Source organism: Micromonospora sp. CPCC 205554, assembly GCF_036902745.1.
Lineage (GTDB): Bacteria > Actinomycetota > Actinomycetes > Mycobacteriales > Micromonosporaceae > Micromonospora > Micromonospora tulbaghiae.
This window is the reverse complement of record NZ_JBAKHP010000031.1, coordinates 51,075-67,645: the sequence shown is the minus strand read 5'-3', so window position 1 is coordinate 67,645 and position 16,571 is coordinate 51,075. Positions and strand designations below refer to the sequence as shown.

14 protein-coding genes are annotated in these 16,571 nt (G+C 72.7%); 7 read left to right on the top strand and 7 right to left on the bottom strand.

The window, feature by feature from the left end; translation table 11 throughout:
• Positions 1-1,007: 1,007 nt before the first annotated feature.
• Together V6U82_RS27140 and V6U82_RS27135 are read right to left on the bottom strand one after the other, a co-directional pair.
• Complete coding sequence (locus V6U82_RS27140; protein WP_262013189.1) at positions 1,008-1,691, bottom strand: response regulator transcription factor; 684 nt, start codon at positions 1,689-1,691, stop codon at positions 1,008-1,010.
• A 21-nt stretch (positions 1,692-1,712) separates the two neighbouring features.
• Positions 1,713-3,005: a sensor histidine kinase gene (locus tag V6U82_RS27135; RefSeq protein ID WP_435120807.1), complete on the bottom strand. Its 1,293-nt coding sequence runs from the start codon at positions 3,003-3,005 to the stop codon at positions 1,713-1,715.
• Positions 3,006-3,206: 201 nt separating this feature from the next.
• Here V6U82_RS27135 and phoU point away from each other — a divergent pair, with 201 nt between their 5' ends.
• Positions 3,207-3,851: a phosphate signaling complex protein PhoU gene (gene phoU, locus V6U82_RS27130; RefSeq protein ID WP_128138465.1), complete on the top strand. Its 645-nt coding sequence runs from the start codon at positions 3,207-3,209 to the stop codon at positions 3,849-3,851.
• A 45-nt stretch (positions 3,852-3,896) separates the two neighbouring features.
• Here the strand turns inward: phoU and V6U82_RS27125 are convergent, their stop codons facing one another.
• On the bottom strand, positions 3,897-4,664 hold the full coding sequence (locus tag V6U82_RS27125; RefSeq protein WP_128138466.1) for a phosphoglyceromutase: 768 nt from the start codon (positions 4,662-4,664) through the stop codon (positions 3,897-3,899).
• A gap of 151 nt (positions 4,665-4,815) precedes the next feature.
• On the opposite strand from V6U82_RS27125, the gene V6U82_RS27120 reads away from it, so the two are divergent.
• Both V6U82_RS27120 and V6U82_RS27115 read left to right on the top strand, forming a co-directional pair.
• A complete protein-coding gene (locus V6U82_RS27120) occupies positions 4,816-6,141 on the top strand; it encodes an MDR family MFS transporter (protein WP_334465986.1) in 1,326 nt (441 codons plus the stop codon).
• Positions 6,142-6,221: 80 nt separating this feature from the next.
• Positions 6,222-7,478 (top strand): MFS transporter, encoded by a 1,257-nt coding sequence (locus V6U82_RS27115; RefSeq protein WP_334465983.1) that lies wholly within the window; start codon positions 6,222-6,224, stop codon positions 7,476-7,478.
• A 413-nt stretch (positions 7,479-7,891) separates the two neighbouring features.
• Here the strand turns inward: V6U82_RS27115 and V6U82_RS27110 are convergent, their stop codons facing one another.
• The 3 genes from V6U82_RS27110 to mshA all read right to left on the bottom strand — a co-directional run bounded on the left by V6U82_RS27110 (position 7,892) and on the right by mshA (position 11,037).
• Positions 7,892-8,644: a hypothetical protein gene (locus tag V6U82_RS27110; protein WP_334466010.1), complete on the bottom strand. Its 753-nt coding sequence runs from the start codon at positions 8,642-8,644 to the stop codon at positions 7,892-7,894.
• 452 nt (positions 8,645-9,096) lie between these two features.
• Positions 9,097-9,630 carry a YbjN domain-containing protein gene (locus V6U82_RS27105; RefSeq protein WP_334465980.1) on the bottom strand — a complete coding sequence of 178 codons (534 nt, stop codon included), beginning with the start codon at positions 9,628-9,630 and terminating at the stop codon, positions 9,097-9,099.
• 45 nt (positions 9,631-9,675) lie between these two features.
• Entirely contained in the window at positions 9,676-11,037 is a 1,362-nt protein-coding gene (gene mshA, locus V6U82_RS27100; RefSeq protein ID WP_128139004.1) for a D-inositol-3-phosphate glycosyltransferase, read from the bottom strand.
• Positions 11,038-11,208: 171 nt separating this feature from the next.
• On the opposite strand from mshA, the gene V6U82_RS27095 reads away from it, so the two are divergent.
• Both V6U82_RS27095 and V6U82_RS27090 read left to right on the top strand, forming a co-directional pair.
• Positions 11,209-11,973 (top strand): SDR family oxidoreductase, encoded by a 765-nt coding sequence (locus V6U82_RS27095; protein ID WP_334465974.1) that lies wholly within the window; start codon positions 11,209-11,211, stop codon positions 11,971-11,973.
• Positions 11,974-12,029: 56 nt separating this feature from the next.
• Positions 12,030-12,812: a class I SAM-dependent methyltransferase gene (locus V6U82_RS27090; RefSeq protein ID WP_334465971.1), complete on the top strand. Its 783-nt coding sequence runs from the start codon at positions 12,030-12,032 to the stop codon at positions 12,810-12,812.
• 306 nt (positions 12,813-13,118) lie between these two features.
• Here V6U82_RS27090 and V6U82_RS27085 read toward each other — a convergent pair whose 3' ends face one another.
• On the bottom strand, positions 13,119-14,210 hold the full coding sequence (locus V6U82_RS27085; RefSeq protein ID WP_334465968.1) for a UDP-N-acetylmuramate dehydrogenase: 1,092 nt from the start codon (positions 14,208-14,210) through the stop codon (positions 13,119-13,121).
• 70 nt (positions 14,211-14,280) lie between these two features.
• On the opposite strand from V6U82_RS27085, the gene V6U82_RS27080 reads away from it, so the two are divergent.
• A complete protein-coding gene (locus V6U82_RS27080) occupies positions 14,281-15,036 on the top strand; it encodes a maleylpyruvate isomerase family mycothiol-dependent enzyme (protein WP_334465965.1) in 756 nt (251 codons plus the stop codon).
• 176 nt (positions 15,037-15,212) lie between these two features.
• Positions 15,213-16,520, top strand: a complete 1,308-nt coding sequence (locus tag V6U82_RS27075; protein ID WP_128136793.1) for an ABC transporter substrate-binding protein — start codon at positions 15,213-15,215, stop codon at positions 16,518-16,520.
• Positions 16,521-16,571 lie beyond the last annotated feature (51 nt).

The following is a 16,571-nucleotide window of genomic DNA, read 5'->3' as shown; positions in this document are numbered from 1 at the left end:
GGGGTGCCTCTGCGCGGCGCCGCAAGCATGTCCAACGACCCACCACCCGCCACCATTCCCGGGCCGGTGCACGCCACCAGAGGAGGCAGACGCGGGGGGTCACGTCGTCGGAACCGTAGTCAACGACCAGCCCGCCGGGATCATTCCCCGCGACTCACGTCGCCAGAACCACACCCAACGACCAGCCGCCCGGGGTCATTCCCAGGGCTTTGCGGGTGCCGCCCCGCTCGAGGGCGAGCCGGTGCTCGGTCGCTCATCCGGATACAACACCCCCGGCCCGCCAGCCATTCCACCGTCGGAGTGCCGCCGACCACCACCGAACCCGACACCCACCCCCACCCGCACCCCCGGGCCCAGCCGAGGCAACACGCCCTACACCCCCCAGTGATCAAGGAGTTTGCGTCACCATCTGGCCCGGCCGAGGACACAAACCCCTTGATCACCGCCGAACAAGCCCCCCGGGCAACCACCAAGGCGTCGATCATGAGGTTAGCGGCGACAAAACGGACACCAGACGCCGTCAACCTCATGATCGACCCGACCCGACCCGACCCGGCCCCGCCCCGGGCAGGACTGGCCCGGGGCGGGGAGCGCAGCGCTGTGGTTCCACCCGCGATCTTGCAGTTTGAGCCCTCCGAGTGTCCCATTCGCGCGGCTTGCGGGGCACCAAAGTGCAAGATCGGCGAGGAGGGGGGTCTTCGGCTGCCCCCGCCCGAAGGGCGGCGGATCTGCGCCCCACCCGCCACGGTGATCAAGGAGTTTGCGGCCGGCGGGAGGCGCCAGGAGTCCGCAAACTCCTTGATCAACCGGGTTGGGCGGAGCCTGGAGGGGCGCAGCCGGAGCGGACAGGCCCAGGACCGGGCAGGGTGAGGTCAAGATCCAAGGTCTGTTGCGGCGATCTTGGAGTTGTGGCACCTCGCGAAAGTGCGTGAATCGGGCATGTCGTGGCGCCACAACTCCAAGATCGGCGAGGGCGGGGCGGCCGGGGGGGGGCGGCGGTGGCGGGATCAGGGCTCGAACTTGTAGCCCAGGCCGCGGACCGTGACGATGTAGCGCGGGGCGGAGGGCTCCGGCTCGATCTTGGAGCGCAGCCGCTTCACGTGCACGTCGAGCGTCTTGGTGTCGCCCACGTAGTCGGCGCCCCAGACCCGGTCGATCAGCTGACCCCGGGTGAGCACCCGCCCGGCGTTGCGCAGCAGCAGCTCCAGCAGCTCGAACTCCTTGAGCGGGAGCTGCACCCCGGCGCCGCCGACGGTCACCACGTGCCGTTCGATGTCCATCCGGACCGGGCCGGCGGCGAGCGTGGGCGCGCCCGTCTCGTTCGACTCGGCGCTGTGCCGGCGCAGCACCGCCCGGATCCGGGCGACCAGCTCACGCGGCGAGTACGGCTTGGTCACGTAGTCGTCGGCGCCGATCTCCAGGCCGACCACCTTGTCGATCTCGCTGTCCCGCGCGGTGACCATGATGATCGGCACGTGCGAGCGCTGGCGGAGCTGCCGGCAGACCTCGGTGCCGGACATCTCCGGCAGCATCAGGTCGAGCAGCACGATGTCGGCGCCGGTCCGGTCGAACTCGGTGAGGGCGGCGGGGCCCGTCGCGGCGACGGAGACCTCGAACCCCTCCTTGCGGAGCATGTAGGACAGGGCGTCGGAGAACGACTCCTCGTCCTCGACCACCAGTACGCGGCTCAACGGGTGTTTCCTTTCCTGTGGTCAGACCTGCCGGAGCTCGGCCGGGCCGGCCTCGATCCCAGCGGAGGCGAGTGTCGTCTCCAGGTCGTCCGGGGGGCGTGCGGGCAGCCGGAGGGTGAACGTCGACCCCCCACCAAGGGTGCTCGACACCTCCACCCGGCCGCCATGGTTGCTGGCGATGTGCTTGACGATGGCCAGGCCCAGGCCGGTGCCGCCGGTCGCCCGGGAGCGGGCCTGGTCGGCCCGGTAGAACCGCTCGAAGATCCGGTCGACGTCGTTCGGTGCGATGCCGATGCCCTGGTCGGCCACGGCGATCTCGACGTGGTCCTCGGTGCCGGTGACCGTCACCCGGACCGTGGTGTCCTCGCCGGAGTAGGTGATCGCGTTCTCCACCAGGTTCGCCACCGCGGTGGCGAGTTGGCTGTCGCTGCCGTACACCGTCAGGCCCCGCTGCCCCCCGACGGCGATCTCCACCCGGCGGGCGGTGGCGGCGGTGCGGGTCCGGTCGACGACCTCGGCGAGCACCCAGTCCACCGAGACCGGCTCGGGGGCGGGCTGCGGTTCGGCGCCCTGGAGGCGGGTCAGTTCCAGCAGCTCCTGCACCAGGCGGCCGAGCCGGGTCGACTCGTGCTGGATTCGCTCGGCGAACCGCCGCGCGGCGACCAGGTCCTCGGACAGGTCGGCCGCGCCGCCGGCGGCTGGTTCGGTGGCGTCGACGAGCGCCTCGGCGAGCAGTTGCAGCGCGCCGATCGGCGTCTTCAGCTCGTGGCTGACGTTCGCCACGAAGTCCCGGCGCACCCGCGCGAGACGGTGCGACTCGGTGACGTCGACCGCCTCGATCGAGATGTAGCCGGAGCCCAGTCCCATCGCCCGCAGGTGCACGCCGAGCGGGTTGTCCCCGCCGCCGTCGCGGCCCCGGGGCAGGTCCAGCTCTATCTCGCGCCGCACGCCCGTGCGGCGGACCTGCCCGGCGAGGGTACGGATCAACGGGTGCGCCGCGATCGACCCCGGCGTCGCCCCGGTACGGAGCAGACCCATCGCCCGGGCGGCCGGGTTCACCAGCACCGGCACGTCGTCCGGGCCGAGCACCACCACACCTGCGCGCAGCGAGTCGATCGTCTTGCGGCCGAGCCCGGATAGGCCCCCCTGCTGGTCGTCCGGAATGGTCGTCCTCCCTGCGTCACGACGGAGGATCCCGCCGCCCCGCGACGCCCGGCGGCGCCGCCATTCGTCAACGGGTCCGGACAGCAGCGCCCCGGCGACCAGCCCGGTCACCAGCGCTCCGGCCACCACGACGGCCACCGCCCATTCCACCCGGCGATCGTAGGGTCATTGTTAACCCGGGGATCGGGCACAAAGGGACGAACCACTCTCGCTTTCGGCAAAGTTCACCTGCGGGCCCCGCGTCGTTCATCCGCGTTCACCCTGGTGCCGACCGTTCGGCCTAGCGTGGGGCGCGCACCTGCTCCTGCCGTACCCCTCGGGGGTGGCGGCCACCGACCCCAGGAAGTGACGATGCGCGACGAGTTCCGGGCCGACCTGCAGATTGTCAGCCAGTTGCTGGTGGACATGGCCGAGGCGGTACGCGCGGCCATGCGGCAGGCCACCAAGGCGCTGCTCACCGCAGACCGGACGGCCGCCGAGACGGTGATCGCGCGGGACGCCGAGATCGACGACCTCTACCGGCACGTGGAGGAGCGGGTCTGCGACCTGCTGGCCCGGCAGGCGCCCGTCGCCTCGGACCTGCGGGCGATGATCACCGCGTTGCACGTGGCAGCCGATCTGGAGCGGATGGGCGACCTGGCCGACCACGTGGCGAAGACGGCGCTGCGCCGGCACCCGTCCCCGGCGGTGCCGGCGGAACTGCGGCCGGTCTTCACCGACATGGCCGGGATCGCCGACCGGATGGCCGAGAAGATCGGCGCGGTGCTGGCCGAGCCGGACGCCGACGTGGCCGCCGAGCTGGACGGCGACGACGACGCGATGGACGACCTGCACAAGAGCCTGTTCGGCGTGCTGCTCGGCGACGACTGGCCGTACGGGGTGGAGACGGCGATCGACGCGACGCTGCTGGGCCGCTTCTACGAGCGTTTCGCCGACCACGCGGTGAACGCGGGCGAGCACGTGGTCTACCTGATCACCGGGTCGACGTCCGGCTGAGAACCGCGGGCGGGGCCACCTCGGGGGAGGCCCGCCCACGCCGTCTCAGCGGCCCTGGTTGGCGACCGCGGCGGCGGCGGCCTTCGCGGCCTCCGGGTCCAGGTACGTCCCGCCGAGCACGTGCGGACGCAGGTCGGCGTCCAGGTCGTAGCGCAGCGGGATGCCGGTGGGGATGTTCAGCTTGGCGATCGCGTCGTCGGAGATCTGGTCGAGGTGCTTGACCAGGGCGCGCAGCGAGTTGCCGTGCGCGGCCACGAGCACCGTCCGCCCGGCCAGGATGTCCGGCACGATCGAGTCGTACCAGTAGGGCAGCATCCGGTCGACGACGTCCTTCAGGCACTCGGTGCGCGGCATCAGCTCGGTCGGCAGCAGCGCGTACCGGGGGTCGCCGACCTGCGACCACTCGTCCGCGTCGTCGATCGGTGGCGGCGGTGTGTCGTACGAGCGGCGCCAGAGCATGAACTGCTCCTCGCCGTACTCGTCGAGGGTCTGCTTCTTGTTCTTGCCCTGCAGGGCGCCGTAGTGGCGCTCGTTGAGCCGCCACGACCGGCGCACCGCGATCCAGTGCCGGTCGGCGGCGTTCAGCGCCAGCTCGGCGGTGCGGATCGCCCGGCGCAGCAGGCTCGTGTGCACCACGTCCGGCAGCAGGTCGTGCTCGCGCAGCAGTTCGCCGCCGCGCCGCGCCTCGGTCTCCCCCTTGGCGGTCAGGTCGACGTCGACCCAGCCGGTGAAGAGGTTCTTGGCGTTCCAGTCGCTCTCGCCGTGCCGCAGCAGGACCAGCGTCCCGACGGTGGGCCCCTCGCTCGCAGTCATGCCGATCATCCTGCCGTACCGGCCGGGCGGACACGCGGCGACCTGTGGTGACGACCACCACGTGGAAATCCTGATGACCACGGCTCCGGCCCGGCACTAGGTTGTAAGGCGTTCTGATCAGGTCGGTCATTACCAATCGGGGGGCGTCGGGATGCGGACGGTGCGAGGCTGGTTCCAGGACACGGCGGGTGGCCTGCCACGGACGTTCTGGTACCTCTGGGCCGGCACGCTGATCAACCGGCTCGGCTCGTTCGTCCTGATCTTCCTGGCCATCTACCTGACCCAGGAACGCGGCTTCTCCGCCGCCCAGGCCGGTCTGGTGATCGGTCTCTGGGGCGCCGGCGGCGCGGTCGGCACCACCATCGGCGGCACCCTGACCGACCGCTGGGGACGGCGGCCCACGCTGCTCGCCGCCCACGTCGGCGCGGCGGGCATGATGATCGCGCTGGGCCTCGCCCGTCCGCTGTGGGCGGTGGCCGTGGGCGCGCTGCTGCTCGGCGCGTTCGCCGAGGCGGCCCGCCCCGCCTTCGGCGCGATGATGGTCGACGTGGTGCCGGACAAGGACCGGCTGCGCGCCTTCTCGCTGAACTACTGGGCCATCAACCTCGGCTTCGCCTGCGCCGCCGTGCTCGCCGGCTTCGCCGCCCAGGGCAGCTACCTGCTGTTGTTCCTGGTGAACGCGACCACCACGCTGGTGACCGCGCTGATCATCTTCGCCAAGGTCGGCGAGACCCGCGGCCCGGTCACCGCGCTCCCGGTCAAGGGGATGCCGGCACCGGCCGGCGCGCTGCGCACCATCCTCGCCGACCGGGTGTTCCTCGGCTTCGTCGCGCTCAACCTGCTCGCCGCGCTGGTGTTCCTCCAGCACATCTCGATGCTGCCGATCGCCATGGGCGACTCCGGGCTCAGCCCGGCCACGTACGGCTCGGTGATCGCCCTCAACGGCGTGCTCATCGTGTTCGGCCAGCTCTTCGTGCCCCGGCTCATCAAGGGCCGCAGCCGCTCGCACGTGCTGGCGCTCGCGTCGCTGGTGATGGGCGCCGGGTTCGGGCTCACCGCGCTCGCCGACACGGTCTGGCTCTACGGCCTGACGGTGCTGATCTGGACCCTCGGCGAGATGCTCAACTCGCCGTCCAACGCCACCCTGATCGCGGAGCTGTCGCCGGCCGCGCTGCGCGGCCGCTACCAGGGCGTCTTCTCGCTGTCCTGGCAGCTCGCCGGCGCCGCCGCGCCGATCCTCGGCGGCCTGGTCCGCGAGCACGCCGGCAACAGCGCGCTCTGGCTCGGCTGCGCGGGCATCGGCGTCGTGGCGGCGGTCGCCCACCTGATCTCCGGCCCGGCCCGGGAGCGCCGCGCCGTCGCGCTGCGCGCCGTGGGCACGCCCGTCACGCCGGTCACCGCCACCGCCTCCCCGGCGCCCGAGGCGGGCGAGGCCGCGGCCACCGCACCCGCCGCCCCGGTCCGCGCCGGTTCCTGAGTACGCCCCGGCGCGACCGCACCGAGGCGGGTGGATACGGTACGGGACGGAATCGGTAAGGAAACCTTCCTGGAGGACGGGTGCGCGGCCTGCGGCGCTGGTGGGACGACACGGCCGGCGGGCTGCCGGCCACGTTCTGGTACCTCTGGTCCGGCCTGCTGATCAACCGGGCCGGCGCGTTCGCGCTGCTGTTCCTGTCGCTCTACCTGACCGCCGCGCGGGGCGCCCCGCCGTCGCTGGCCGGGTTGGTGGTCGGCGCGTACGGCATCGGCGGCGCGGCCGGGACGCTGCTCGGCGGCGTCCTGGCCGACCGGTGGGGCCGCCGGGCCACGCTGCTCGCCGCCCACCTCGCCGCCGCCGGGCTGATGGCGGCGCTGGCGTTCACCACGCACCTGGCGCTGATCGCCGTACTCGCCACGCTGGTCGGGGTGGCGCACTCGATGCCCAGCCCGGCGTTCGTGGCCGCCATCGTGGACGTGGTGCCCGAGGCGCGCCGCTCCCGCGCGTTCAACCTCCAGTTCTGGGCGTTCAACCTGGGCATGGCGGTGGCCTCGCTGCTGGCCGGCATCCTCGCCGAGGCGAGCTTCACGGCGCTGTTCCTGGTCGACGCCGGAGCCACGCTGGCGGCGGCGGTGGTGATCGCGCTGAAGGTGCCGGAGACGCTCACCCGGCGGCCGGCGCTCACGCCACGGGCGGTGGCGGGACGCCGTCCCGGGCTGCACACCGCGCTGACCGACCGCACCTTCCTGGTGTTCGTCGGGCTGACGTTCCTGCTGGCCGTGCTGACCATGCAGACCTCCACGATCATGCCGCTGGCGATGCGCGAGGACGGTCTGCGCCCGTCGGCGTACGGGCTGGTGGTGGCGCTCGGCGGGGCGCTGATCGTGGTCGGGCAACTGTTCGTGCCCCGCCTCATCGAGCCGTACCGGAAGTCGAGCGTGCTGGCCGTCTCCACCGGCCTGATGGCGCTCGGGTTCGGCGCGCTCACGGTGGCCGACGGGTTGCCGCTCTATCTCGGCGCGGCGGTGGTCTGGACGGTCGGGCAGATGCTCGCCGCGCCGCCCAACGCGCAGATCAACGCGGACCTCGCGCCGCCCGAACTGCGTGCCCGCTACCAGTCGGTGTTCTACCTGACGTTCCCGGCGGCGTCGTTCGTTGCGCCGGCGCTCGGCGGGCTCAGCCTGGAACACCTGGGCGAGCGGCACTGGCTGGTGGTGGGCGCGCTCGGCCTGGTGGCCGCCGCCGGGCACCTGCTGGCCGGGCCGCGCCGGGAGCGCCGGGTGGCCGCGCTGCGGGCCGAGGCGCAGCGGGCCGGGACCGTCGGGTCCACCCGCTGACGGGCCGGGAGACAGGCTGCCGGGTCGCCGCCGACAGCCCCGGAGACAACGGCAGAGCGCCCACCCCGACCCCCGTCGAGATGGGCGCTCGTACCGTACGCCCGGCGGCGGCGGGCGACACTCACCCCCGTAAGCGTCGCCCGCTCGCGCCGCCGGTTCCACGGGCGGCACCGTCCCCCAACGGTGTGCTCCACCCGATCTTCGCGTCTCGCCTGCGCGGATCTGATCGATCCACCGCTCCCCCGAACGGAAACAAGCGTGACGCGGTGCAATAAAGTTAGTTCGCCCGGATTCCGGATTCAACCCAGAACGCTGTCTTGCCCGTCACAGCGCCCGTGTCGGAAAACCGGCTGCCCGTGCTGTCGTCCCTGGAATGGCAAACATCGGGTTCCCGTCGGCCATTCCCGCAAACCTCAGCCGTCCTCGCGATTCGGGTTCTCGGTCCGGAAGAAGTTGCTCTGCCGACCGTCCCGCATCTGCTCCTGGTAGATCAGGTTCAGCCGCCGCAGGTCGAACGTGCGGAACCAGTCGTCCCAGGTGATCTCGCGAATCCGGCTGCTCTCCCGGTACCCGGGGATGTTGAACGTCAGCACCCCGGGCCGGCCCTCGCGCTCGGTGCCGGCGATGGTGGCGGGCTTCGCGCCCCGCGCCCGCGCCCAGCGCTGGATCACCTCGTGGTTACGGGTGACCAGGCTCCGGCCCGGACGCTCCGGCCGGTCCGCGAGCGACGTGATGAGCTGCGACGATCCGATCGACCGGCTGGACGCCGGGCCACGGGTCGGCGCGGCCTGCGCGCTCGGCGCCTTCCGGGCCGGCGCCGCCTTGGCCCGCGACGGCGCGGCCTTCGCCCGCGACGGGGCCGCCTTCACCCGTGACGGGGCCGCCTTCGCACGGGAGGACGCGGCAGTGGCGCGGCCGGGTGCCGCCTTCGCGCGGGACGGGGCAGCCTTCGCGCGGGACGTCGTCGCCCGTGACGAGGTCGCCTTGGCCCGTGACGGGGCCGCCTTCGCCCGCGACGAGGTCGCCTTCGCGCGTGCCGGAGCCGCCTTCGCCCGCGACGGAGCCGCCTTCGCCCGCGACGACGTCGCCTTCGCCCGCGACGAGGTCGCCTTCGCGCGTGCCGGAGCCGCCTTGCGCGTACCCGTCGCCTTGGCCCTGGCGCCGATGGCGCGTGCGGCCGGCGCGGCCTTGGCCGGCGACGTGGCGCTCCGGCGGGCCGACGTGGTCCGCTTCGCCGCCGTGGTCTTCTTGGCGGCTGTGCTCTTGCGGGTCGCCGACGGCCGGCCGGCCGGGCCGGTGCTCCGCCGGGCGGCGCCGCCCTCCCCGCGCATGCTGCGCGCCAGGGTCTTCACCAGTTCCGGCTTCCGCAGCGCGGAGATCCCCGAGACCCCGCGCCGCCGGAGCTGGCTGCGGATGTCGTCGACCTTCATCCGGGAGATCGCCGACTCCGACACCCCCGGGGTGTTCGGCGTCTGGTTGCCGGTTTGCCGCTTGGTCCGAGTCGCAGTCGTGCCGCGACCTGAGCTGTTGCGCTGAGCCATGGGACACGCTCCTCGACAGTCCGTCCTCGGCCCGCGGTGGGTCCCAGTGCTCCGCACCGCGCGGGGCGGCATACCCGTCAGGAGGGTTCCGAACCTCCGGCGGACGATCCGGCAGTGGCGGACGGTTCGAAGAGGTGCGCGAACGCGGCCAGGTTGGCGGTCGACTCACCGCGCTTGACCCGCCACTCCCACTCCCGGCGGATCGCGGTGCCGAAGCCGATCTCCAGCATGCTGTCGAACGACTCGTCGGCGTACGTCAGCACGGAACCGAGCAGCCGGTCCAGTTCGTCGGCGTCGATCCCGGCCAGGTTGACCCGCCCGGTCAGGTAGACGTCGCCGACCGAGTCGATGGAGAACGAGACGCCGTACATGCGGGCGTTGCGCTGGAGCAGCCAGGCCCACAGCTCCTCGCGGCGCTCGTCGGGCTGACGCATCACGAACGCCTCGACCCGCAGCGCGTGCTCACCCACGATCAGGTTGCAGATCGTCTTGAGCTTGTGCGTGCCGGGCAGCGTCACCGCGTACGACGCCTCGCCGGTCGACTCCCACTCCAGCTCACGCTCCGCGCACACGGACTCGATCAGCACGGCGACCTCACTCCTGCGGCTCATCGCACCCACTCTACGACCGGCGCACCGGGGCCGCCCGGTGGCCGATCACCAGGAGCACAGCAGGGCCGGGTCGCCGAGCCGCCGCGCCAGCCGGGCCCGGTGCTCGGTGATCGCCTCCCCGTAGACCGCGAGCAGGCCGGAGGCGGTGCGGTGCCAGGAGAAGTCCCGGGCGTGCCGCTCGGCGCCCCGGCCCAGCGCGGCACGGCGTACCCGGTCGGGCAGCAGCCGGGCCATCGCGCGGGCCCAGTCGACCGGGTCGTGCCCGTCGATGAGCATGCCGCTGACGCCGTCGCGTACCGCGGTGACCAGCCCGCCCACGGCGGCGGCCAGCACCGGCGTGCCGCACGCCTGGGCCTCCAGCGCGACCAGCCCGAACGACTCGTTGTGCGACGGCACCGCGACCAGGTCGGCGGCGCGGTAGAGGGCGGGCAGGTCCGCACCGGTCTGCGGCGGGAGGAAACGCACCCGGTCGGCGATGCCGAGCGCGTGCGCGAGTTCGATCAACGCGGTGGGCCGGTCCAGGCCGGTGCCGCTGGGCCCGCCGCAGATCACCACGGTCAGCTCGTCGGCCAGCGCCGGATCGCGCTCGCGCAGCGCGGCGGCGGCGCGGACCAGCACGTCCGGCGCCTTGAGCGGCTGGATCCGGCCGACGAACGCGACCACGTACCCGTCTGTCGGCAGACCGAGCCGACGGCGCGCGGCCCGGGTCGCGGCGTCCCGGTCGCCCGCGGCGGGACGGAACCGGTCCAGGTCGACACCGGGCTCCACGACCGCCACCCGGTCCGGCTCGGCCGCGTACCGGTCGAGCAGGTCGCGGGCCTCGACCCGGGTGTTGGCGACCAGCCGGTCCGCCTCGGTGACCACCTGCTCCTCGCCGATCACCCGCGCCTTCGGCTCGGGACGGTCCCCGGCGGCCAGGCGGGCGTTCTTGACCTTGGCCAGGGTGTGCGCGGTGTGCACCAGCGGTACGCCCCAGCGCTCCTTGGCCAGCCAGCCGACCTGACCGGAGAGCCAGTAGTGCGAGTGGATCAGGTCGTAGTGGCCCGGCGGGCGGGCCGCCTCGGCGCGCAGCACCCCCGCGGTGAAGGCGCAGAGCTGACCCGGCAGTTCCTCCTTGGTCAGCCCCTCCAGCGGCCCGGCGGTGACGTGCCGGACGGACACGCCCGGCGCCACCTCGACCACCGGGGGCAGGTCACCGGCGGTGGCCCGGGTGAAGATCTCCACCTCGACGTCGGCCGCGGCCAGCCGCCGGGCCACCTCCAGGATGTAGACGTTCATGCCGCCCGCGTCGCCCGTGCCGGGCTGGTGCAGCGGCGACGTGTGCACCGACAGGGTGGCGATACGGCGGGGCCGCGGCCACGGAAGAGCACCTCGCTGACGACCGACACCGGTGTGCAAATCCGCCACGTCCGCTCCCTCTGTCACGGTTGATGCCGTCCCGCACGACCGGCGCTTCTCGGTCAACCCGTGTGCCGGATGTCATCTTCCCCATCGGGGTACGGAAATGCTTTGCGCCGGGTCCCGGGCGTGACGGACCTCATCCCGCCGCCCGGCCCGGCGACGGGAGAGAATGAGCGGATGACTTCAGTCGCCATCGTCACCGGGGCGTCCAGCGGGATCGGCGCGGCCACCGCCCGCCGGCTCGCCGCCGAGGGGTTCCACGTGCTGGCCGCCGCCCGGCGTACCGACCGGCTGGCCGCCCTGGTCGCGGACATCGAGGCGGCCGGCGGCGCGGCGACAGCGGTGGCCTGCGACGTGACCTCGGACGAGTCGGTCGCCGGTCTGGCCGCCGCCGCCGAGGCCGCGCCCGGGCCGGTCACGCTGCTGGTGAACAACGCCGGCGGCGCCCGCGGCCTCGACCCGGTCGAGACGGCCGACGTGGGCGACTGGCAATGGATGTACGACGTCAACGTGCTCGGCACGCTGCGCGTCACCAAGGCGCTGCTCCCGGCACTGGAGCGCTCCGGCGCCGGGACGATCGTGATCGTCAGCTCCACCGCCGGGCACGTGGTCTACGAGGGCGGCGGCGGCTACACGGCCGCCAAGCACGCCCAGACCGCGATCGCCGGCACGCTCCGGCTCGAACTGTGCGGCCGCCCGGTCCGGGTGATCGAGATCGACCCCGGCATGGTGAAGACCGAGGAGTTCGGCCTGGTCCGCTTCGGCGGTGACGCCGACCGGGCCGAGGCGGTGTACGCCGGAGTCGCCGAACCGCTCGTGGCCGACGACGTGGCCGACTGCGTCGCCTGGTGCGCGACCCGCCCGCACCACGTCAACATCGACCAGCTCGTGGTCCGCCCGCTGGCCCAGGCCGCGCAGCACAAGGTGCACCGGACGTCATGAAGCGCGAGGAGTGAGCCGGTCTTGCGAGCCCCGCAGTCGCTGACCCGGAGGCGCTGATGGAGCGTCCACTCGGCGTGGCCACCCGGGGCACCACGAACCCCAACCGGCTCCGGCGGGTGGACAACTGGATCGTCGAGACCTGCGGCGACGCGCTGCGCGCCGCCGCCGACCCGCTCGTGGTCGACCTCGGCTACGGCGCCACCCCGGTCACCCCCGTCGAGCTGCGCGCCCGGCTGGCGTCCGGGGTCCGCGCCGACGTGCGGGTGGTCGGCCTGGAGATCGATCCGGTACGCGTCGCCGCCGCCCTGCCCGCCGCCGACCCGCCCGGGCTGACGTTCGCCCGGGGCGGCTTCGAGCTGGCCGGACTGCGTCCCGCGCTGGTCCGGGCGTTCAACGTCCTCCGCCAGTACGACGAGAGCGAGGTGGCCGACGCCTGGCGTACCGTCACCGGGCGGCTCGCGCCGGGCGGGCTGCTGGTCGAGGGCACCTGCGACGAGCTGGGCCGGCTCGGCTCCTGGGTGCTGCTGGACGCCACCGGCCCGCGCACGCTCACCCTGTCGGCGAAGCTGATCACGCTGGAGAGCCCGGCGACGCTCGCCGAGCGGCTGCCGAAGGCGCTGATCCACCGCAACGTGCCGGGTGAACGCGTCCACGACCTGATCGACGCGCTGGAGCACGCGTGGCGCTCGGCCGCCGGTTACGCCCCGTTCGGCCCCCGGCAGCGCTGGCTGCGGACGGTCGAGGCGGTGAAGGAGGCGGGCTGGCCGATTCAGGACACCCCGCGCACCTGGCGCCACGGCTACCTGACCCTCCCCTGGCCCGCCATAGCTCCCCGCTGACCCCCCGCCCGCCGCCCGTCGCGCCCCGCCCGTTGCGGGGTCGCGTCGATCTTGGAGTTGTGGCGCCTCGGATGCCCGGATGGCGCATTTTGCGAGCTGCCACAACTCCAAGGTCGGCGAATACACGCGCACCCGCCAAGAACTAGCCCGATGCCCGCCCCAGCCTGCGTCGATCTTGCAATTGCCGCCCTCACATAGCGCGCGGACCAGACATTCCGGGGGCCGCAACTGCAAGATCGCCGGAGCAGGGGCCCGGCGGGCACGGCGGGGGGGCGGGTGAGTGAGTGAGGGCAGGTAGGGGCGGGGTCAGATGGTGCAGTTGATGAGGACCGGCTCGGGGTGCAGGGTCACGCCGAAGCGGGACTGCACGCCGTCGCGGATCTCGCGGGCCAGCGCCACCAGCGCGGCCGTACTGGCGGTGCCGGAGTGGTTCGTCAGCGCCAGCGTGTGCTTGCTGGAGATGGCGACGCCTTCCGGGCCCGCGTACCCCTTGCCGAACCCGGCCTTGTCGATCAGCCACGCCGCGCTGACCTTCACCGCGCCGTCGGCGCCCGGCCAGTGCGGCGGCTGCCCCAGGTCGGCGGCGCGTTCCCGCACCTGCTCGAACACCTCGCCCGGCAGCACCGGGTTGGTGAAGAACGAGCCCACCGACCAGGTGTCCGGGTCGGCCGCGTCGAGCACCATGCCCTTGCCGGCGCGCAGCTTGCGCACCGTGGCGCGGGCGTCGGCGAGCGGCACCCGGTCACCGACCTCGACGCCGAGCGCCCGGGCCAGTTCGGCGTAGCGGACCGGGCCGGAGCGCGGGGACCGGGTGAGCCGGAAGTCGACGGTGAGCACCACCCAGCGGTCGCTGTACTTGAAGATGCTGCCCCGGTAGACGAACCCGCAGTCGGCCGCCGGGATCCGCACCACCTCGCGGCGGGTCCGGTCGTACGCCTCGACGGCGACGATCGTCTCGGCGACCTCCTGGCCGTACGCGCCGACGTTCTGGATCGGGGTCGCGCCGGCCGAGCCGGGGATGCCGGAGAGGCACTCCAGCCCGGACCAGCCGTGCTCGACGGTGGCGGCGACGAGGTCGTCCCACGGCTCGCCGGCTTCGACACGTACCGTGACGGTGTCGCCGTCCTCGGCGACGACCTGGAAGCCCCGGGAGCGGACGAGCACGACCGTGCCGGGGAAGCCCTGATCGCCGATGACGACGTTGCTGCCGCCCGCCAGCACCAGTACGGCCTGATCCCGGGCTTCCGCTTCCTGCACTTTTAGTACGATCTGGGCGGCGTTTCCGGCGATCTCCAGCCGCCCGGCGGGGCCACCGAGCCGGAGCGTGGTGTAGCGCGCCAGGGTGGCCGGGTCGGTCGGGTCACCGGCAGTCGCCGGTTCGGCGTAGACGTCTGACACGCCTTTCACCCTAGGCTGAGGGGTAGCCGGAGCACCCACTGGTGGCCCGGTCACCCCCGGGAGGATGGCGATGAGCAGACTGCACCACACGAAGGACTTCTGGATCGGCGCGCTGCGCACGGAGGGCCCCGCCTTCGCCGCGGCGGTGGCGGAGGCGCCGCCCGAGACACCCGTGCTGTCCTGTCCCGGCTGGACGGTGACCGATCTCGCTCATCACCTGACCCGCACGTACGCCTGGGCGGGCACCGTGCTGACCGCGGGCATCGCGACCCGCCCGGAACGGCACGACCCGGAGCCGCCCGCGGGCCTGACCGCGGCGCAGTGGTACACGCAGGAGTACGAGCGGATCAGCGCGCTGCTGGAGGCGACGGATCCGGAGGCGCCGGCCTGGAACTTCGCCCCCCAGCCGAAGAAGGCGGCCTTCTGGCCGCGCCGGCTCGCGCACGAGACCGCCGTGCACCGGTGGGACGCCCAGCTCGCGATCGGTGCGGGTGATCCGATCGAGGCGAAGCTCGCGGCCGACGGGGTGAGCGAGGTGCTGGACACGTGGTTGCCGGCGGGACGGCGGGTGCATCCCGGGCAGTGGCGCGGCGTGGTGCAGCTGAACGCGACCGATGCCGCGCAGGAGTGGTACCTGCGGTTGCGGGGCGAGGGGGTCGCGCTGCTGGACACCGCGACGATCCTCGACCACGACGACCACCACGCGCGGGCGCAGGTGGCCGGCACGGCGAGCGATCTGCTGCTGGCGCTGATGGGCCGGATCAGCTTCGACACGCTGGACGTGGCGGGCGACCGTTCCCTGCTGGGCGGCCTGCGGGTCGGCTGACGAACGGCACCGGACGGAGAGGGGCGGCCACCGCCCCTCTCCTTCTTTTCGGACACCTCTGAGAGCGCTCTCTTGACAAGGTCCACGCCCCTCCACCACGCTGTCGTGAGAGCGCTCTCTCAGTTCCGGAACCGCCTTCCACCACCCGTTACGACGACCCGAGAGGTCAGGACAGCATGCTCACCTTCACGCGCCGCCGCCTGGCGGCGGTTGCAGTGGTCGCCGCCACCGCGCTGCTCGGCACCACCGCCTGCGGCGGCGGCGACGATGCCGCCGCCGACGGTCCGATAACGCTCACCGTCGACGTCTTCGGCCAGTTCGGTTACGCCGATCTCTACCAGGAGTACATGGCCAGCCACCCCGGCGTGAAGATCGTCGAGCGCGGCACCGGCGGCAACCTCGACGAGTACTCCCCGAAGCTCACCCAGTGGCTCGCCGCGGGCAAGGGCGCCGGTGACGTGGTCGCCATCGAGGAGGGCCTGCTCGTCGAGTACAAGGCCAACCCGCAGAACTTCGTCAACCTGCTCGACCACGGCGCGGCCGACCTGAAGGGCAACTTCCTCGACTGGAAGTGGAACCAGGGGCTCACCGCCGACGGCAAGCAGCTCATCGGCCTCGGCACGGACGTCGGCGGCATGGCGATGTGCTACCGGACCGACCTGTTCGCGAAGGCCGGTCTGCCCACCGACCGGGAGGCCGTGTCCAAGCTCTGGCCCACCTGGCAGGACTACATCAAGGTCGGCGAGCAGTTCACCGCGAAGAAGACCGGCGCCTCGTTCCTGGACGCGGCGACGAACACCTTCAACACGATCCTGCTGCAGACCGCCGGCAACAGCAGCGGCTACAGCTACTACGACACCAGTAACAACCTGGTCGTGGGCAGCAACCCGGCGGTGAAGGAGGCGTACGACACCACGATGGACATCATCGACTCGGGGCTGTCCGGCAAGTACGGCTCCTGGTCCGAGGAGTGGGTGTCGGCGTTCAAGCAGTCGAAGTTCGCCACCATCGCCTGCCCGGCCTGGATGACCGGCGTGATCGAGGGCAACGCCGGCGCGGGTGCCAAGGGCAAGTGGGACATCGCCCAGATCCCCGGCAACGGCGGCAACTGGGGTGGCTCGTTCCTCGCCGTGCCGAAGCAGAGCAAGCACCAGGCCGAGGCGATCGAGCTGGCCAAGTTCCTGACCAGCGCCAAGGGTCAGATCGGCGCGTTCAAGGCGAAGGGCCCGCTGCCGTCGTCCCCGCAGGCGCTGGAGGACCCGGCCATCACCGACTCGAAGAACGCCTACTTCTCGGAGGCGCCGGTCGGGAAGATCTTCGCCGAGGGCGCCAAGAGCCTGAAGCCGGTCTACATGGGACCGAAGAACCAGGCCGTACGCACCGAGGTCGAGAACGCCGTCCGCTCGGTGGAGCTGGGCAAGCGCTCACCGGAGCAGGGCTGGACCGACGCGGTCGCCAACGCCGAGAAGGCCGCCGCCAAGTAACCCGAGCAGCGCGTGCGGGCGGCCACCCGGCCACGGGGGCCGCCCGCACGG

Bases quoted from the DNA above. Each gene is read 5' to 3' on its own strand.
- phoU (WP_128138465.1), top strand. From the start codon at position 3,207: ATGCGCGACGAGTTCCGGGCCGACCTGCAGATTGTCAGCCAGTTGCTG.
- V6U82_RS27125 (WP_128138466.1), bottom strand. From the start codon at position 4,664: ATGACTGCGAGCGAGGGGCCCACCGTCGGGACGCTGGTCCTGCTGCGG.
- V6U82_RS27120 (WP_334465986.1), top strand. From the start codon at position 4,816: ATGCGGACGGTGCGAGGCTGGTTCCAGGACACGGCGGGTGGCCTGCCA.
- V6U82_RS27105 (WP_334465980.1), bottom strand. From the start codon at position 9,630: ATGAGCCGCAGGAGTGAGGTCGCCGTGCTGATCGAGTCCGTGTGCGCG.
- V6U82_RS27095 (WP_334465974.1), top strand. From the start codon at position 11,209: ATGACTTCAGTCGCCATCGTCACCGGGGCGTCCAGCGGGATCGGCGCG.
- V6U82_RS27090 (WP_334465971.1), top strand. From the start codon at position 12,030: ATGGAGCGTCCACTCGGCGTGGCCACCCGGGGCACCACGAACCCCAAC.
- V6U82_RS27080 (WP_334465965.1), top strand. From the start codon at position 14,281: ATGAGCAGACTGCACCACACGAAGGACTTCTGGATCGGCGCGCTGCGC.
- V6U82_RS27075 (WP_128136793.1), top strand. From the start codon at position 15,213: ATGCTCACCTTCACGCGCCGCCGCCTGGCGGCGGTTGCAGTGGTCGCC.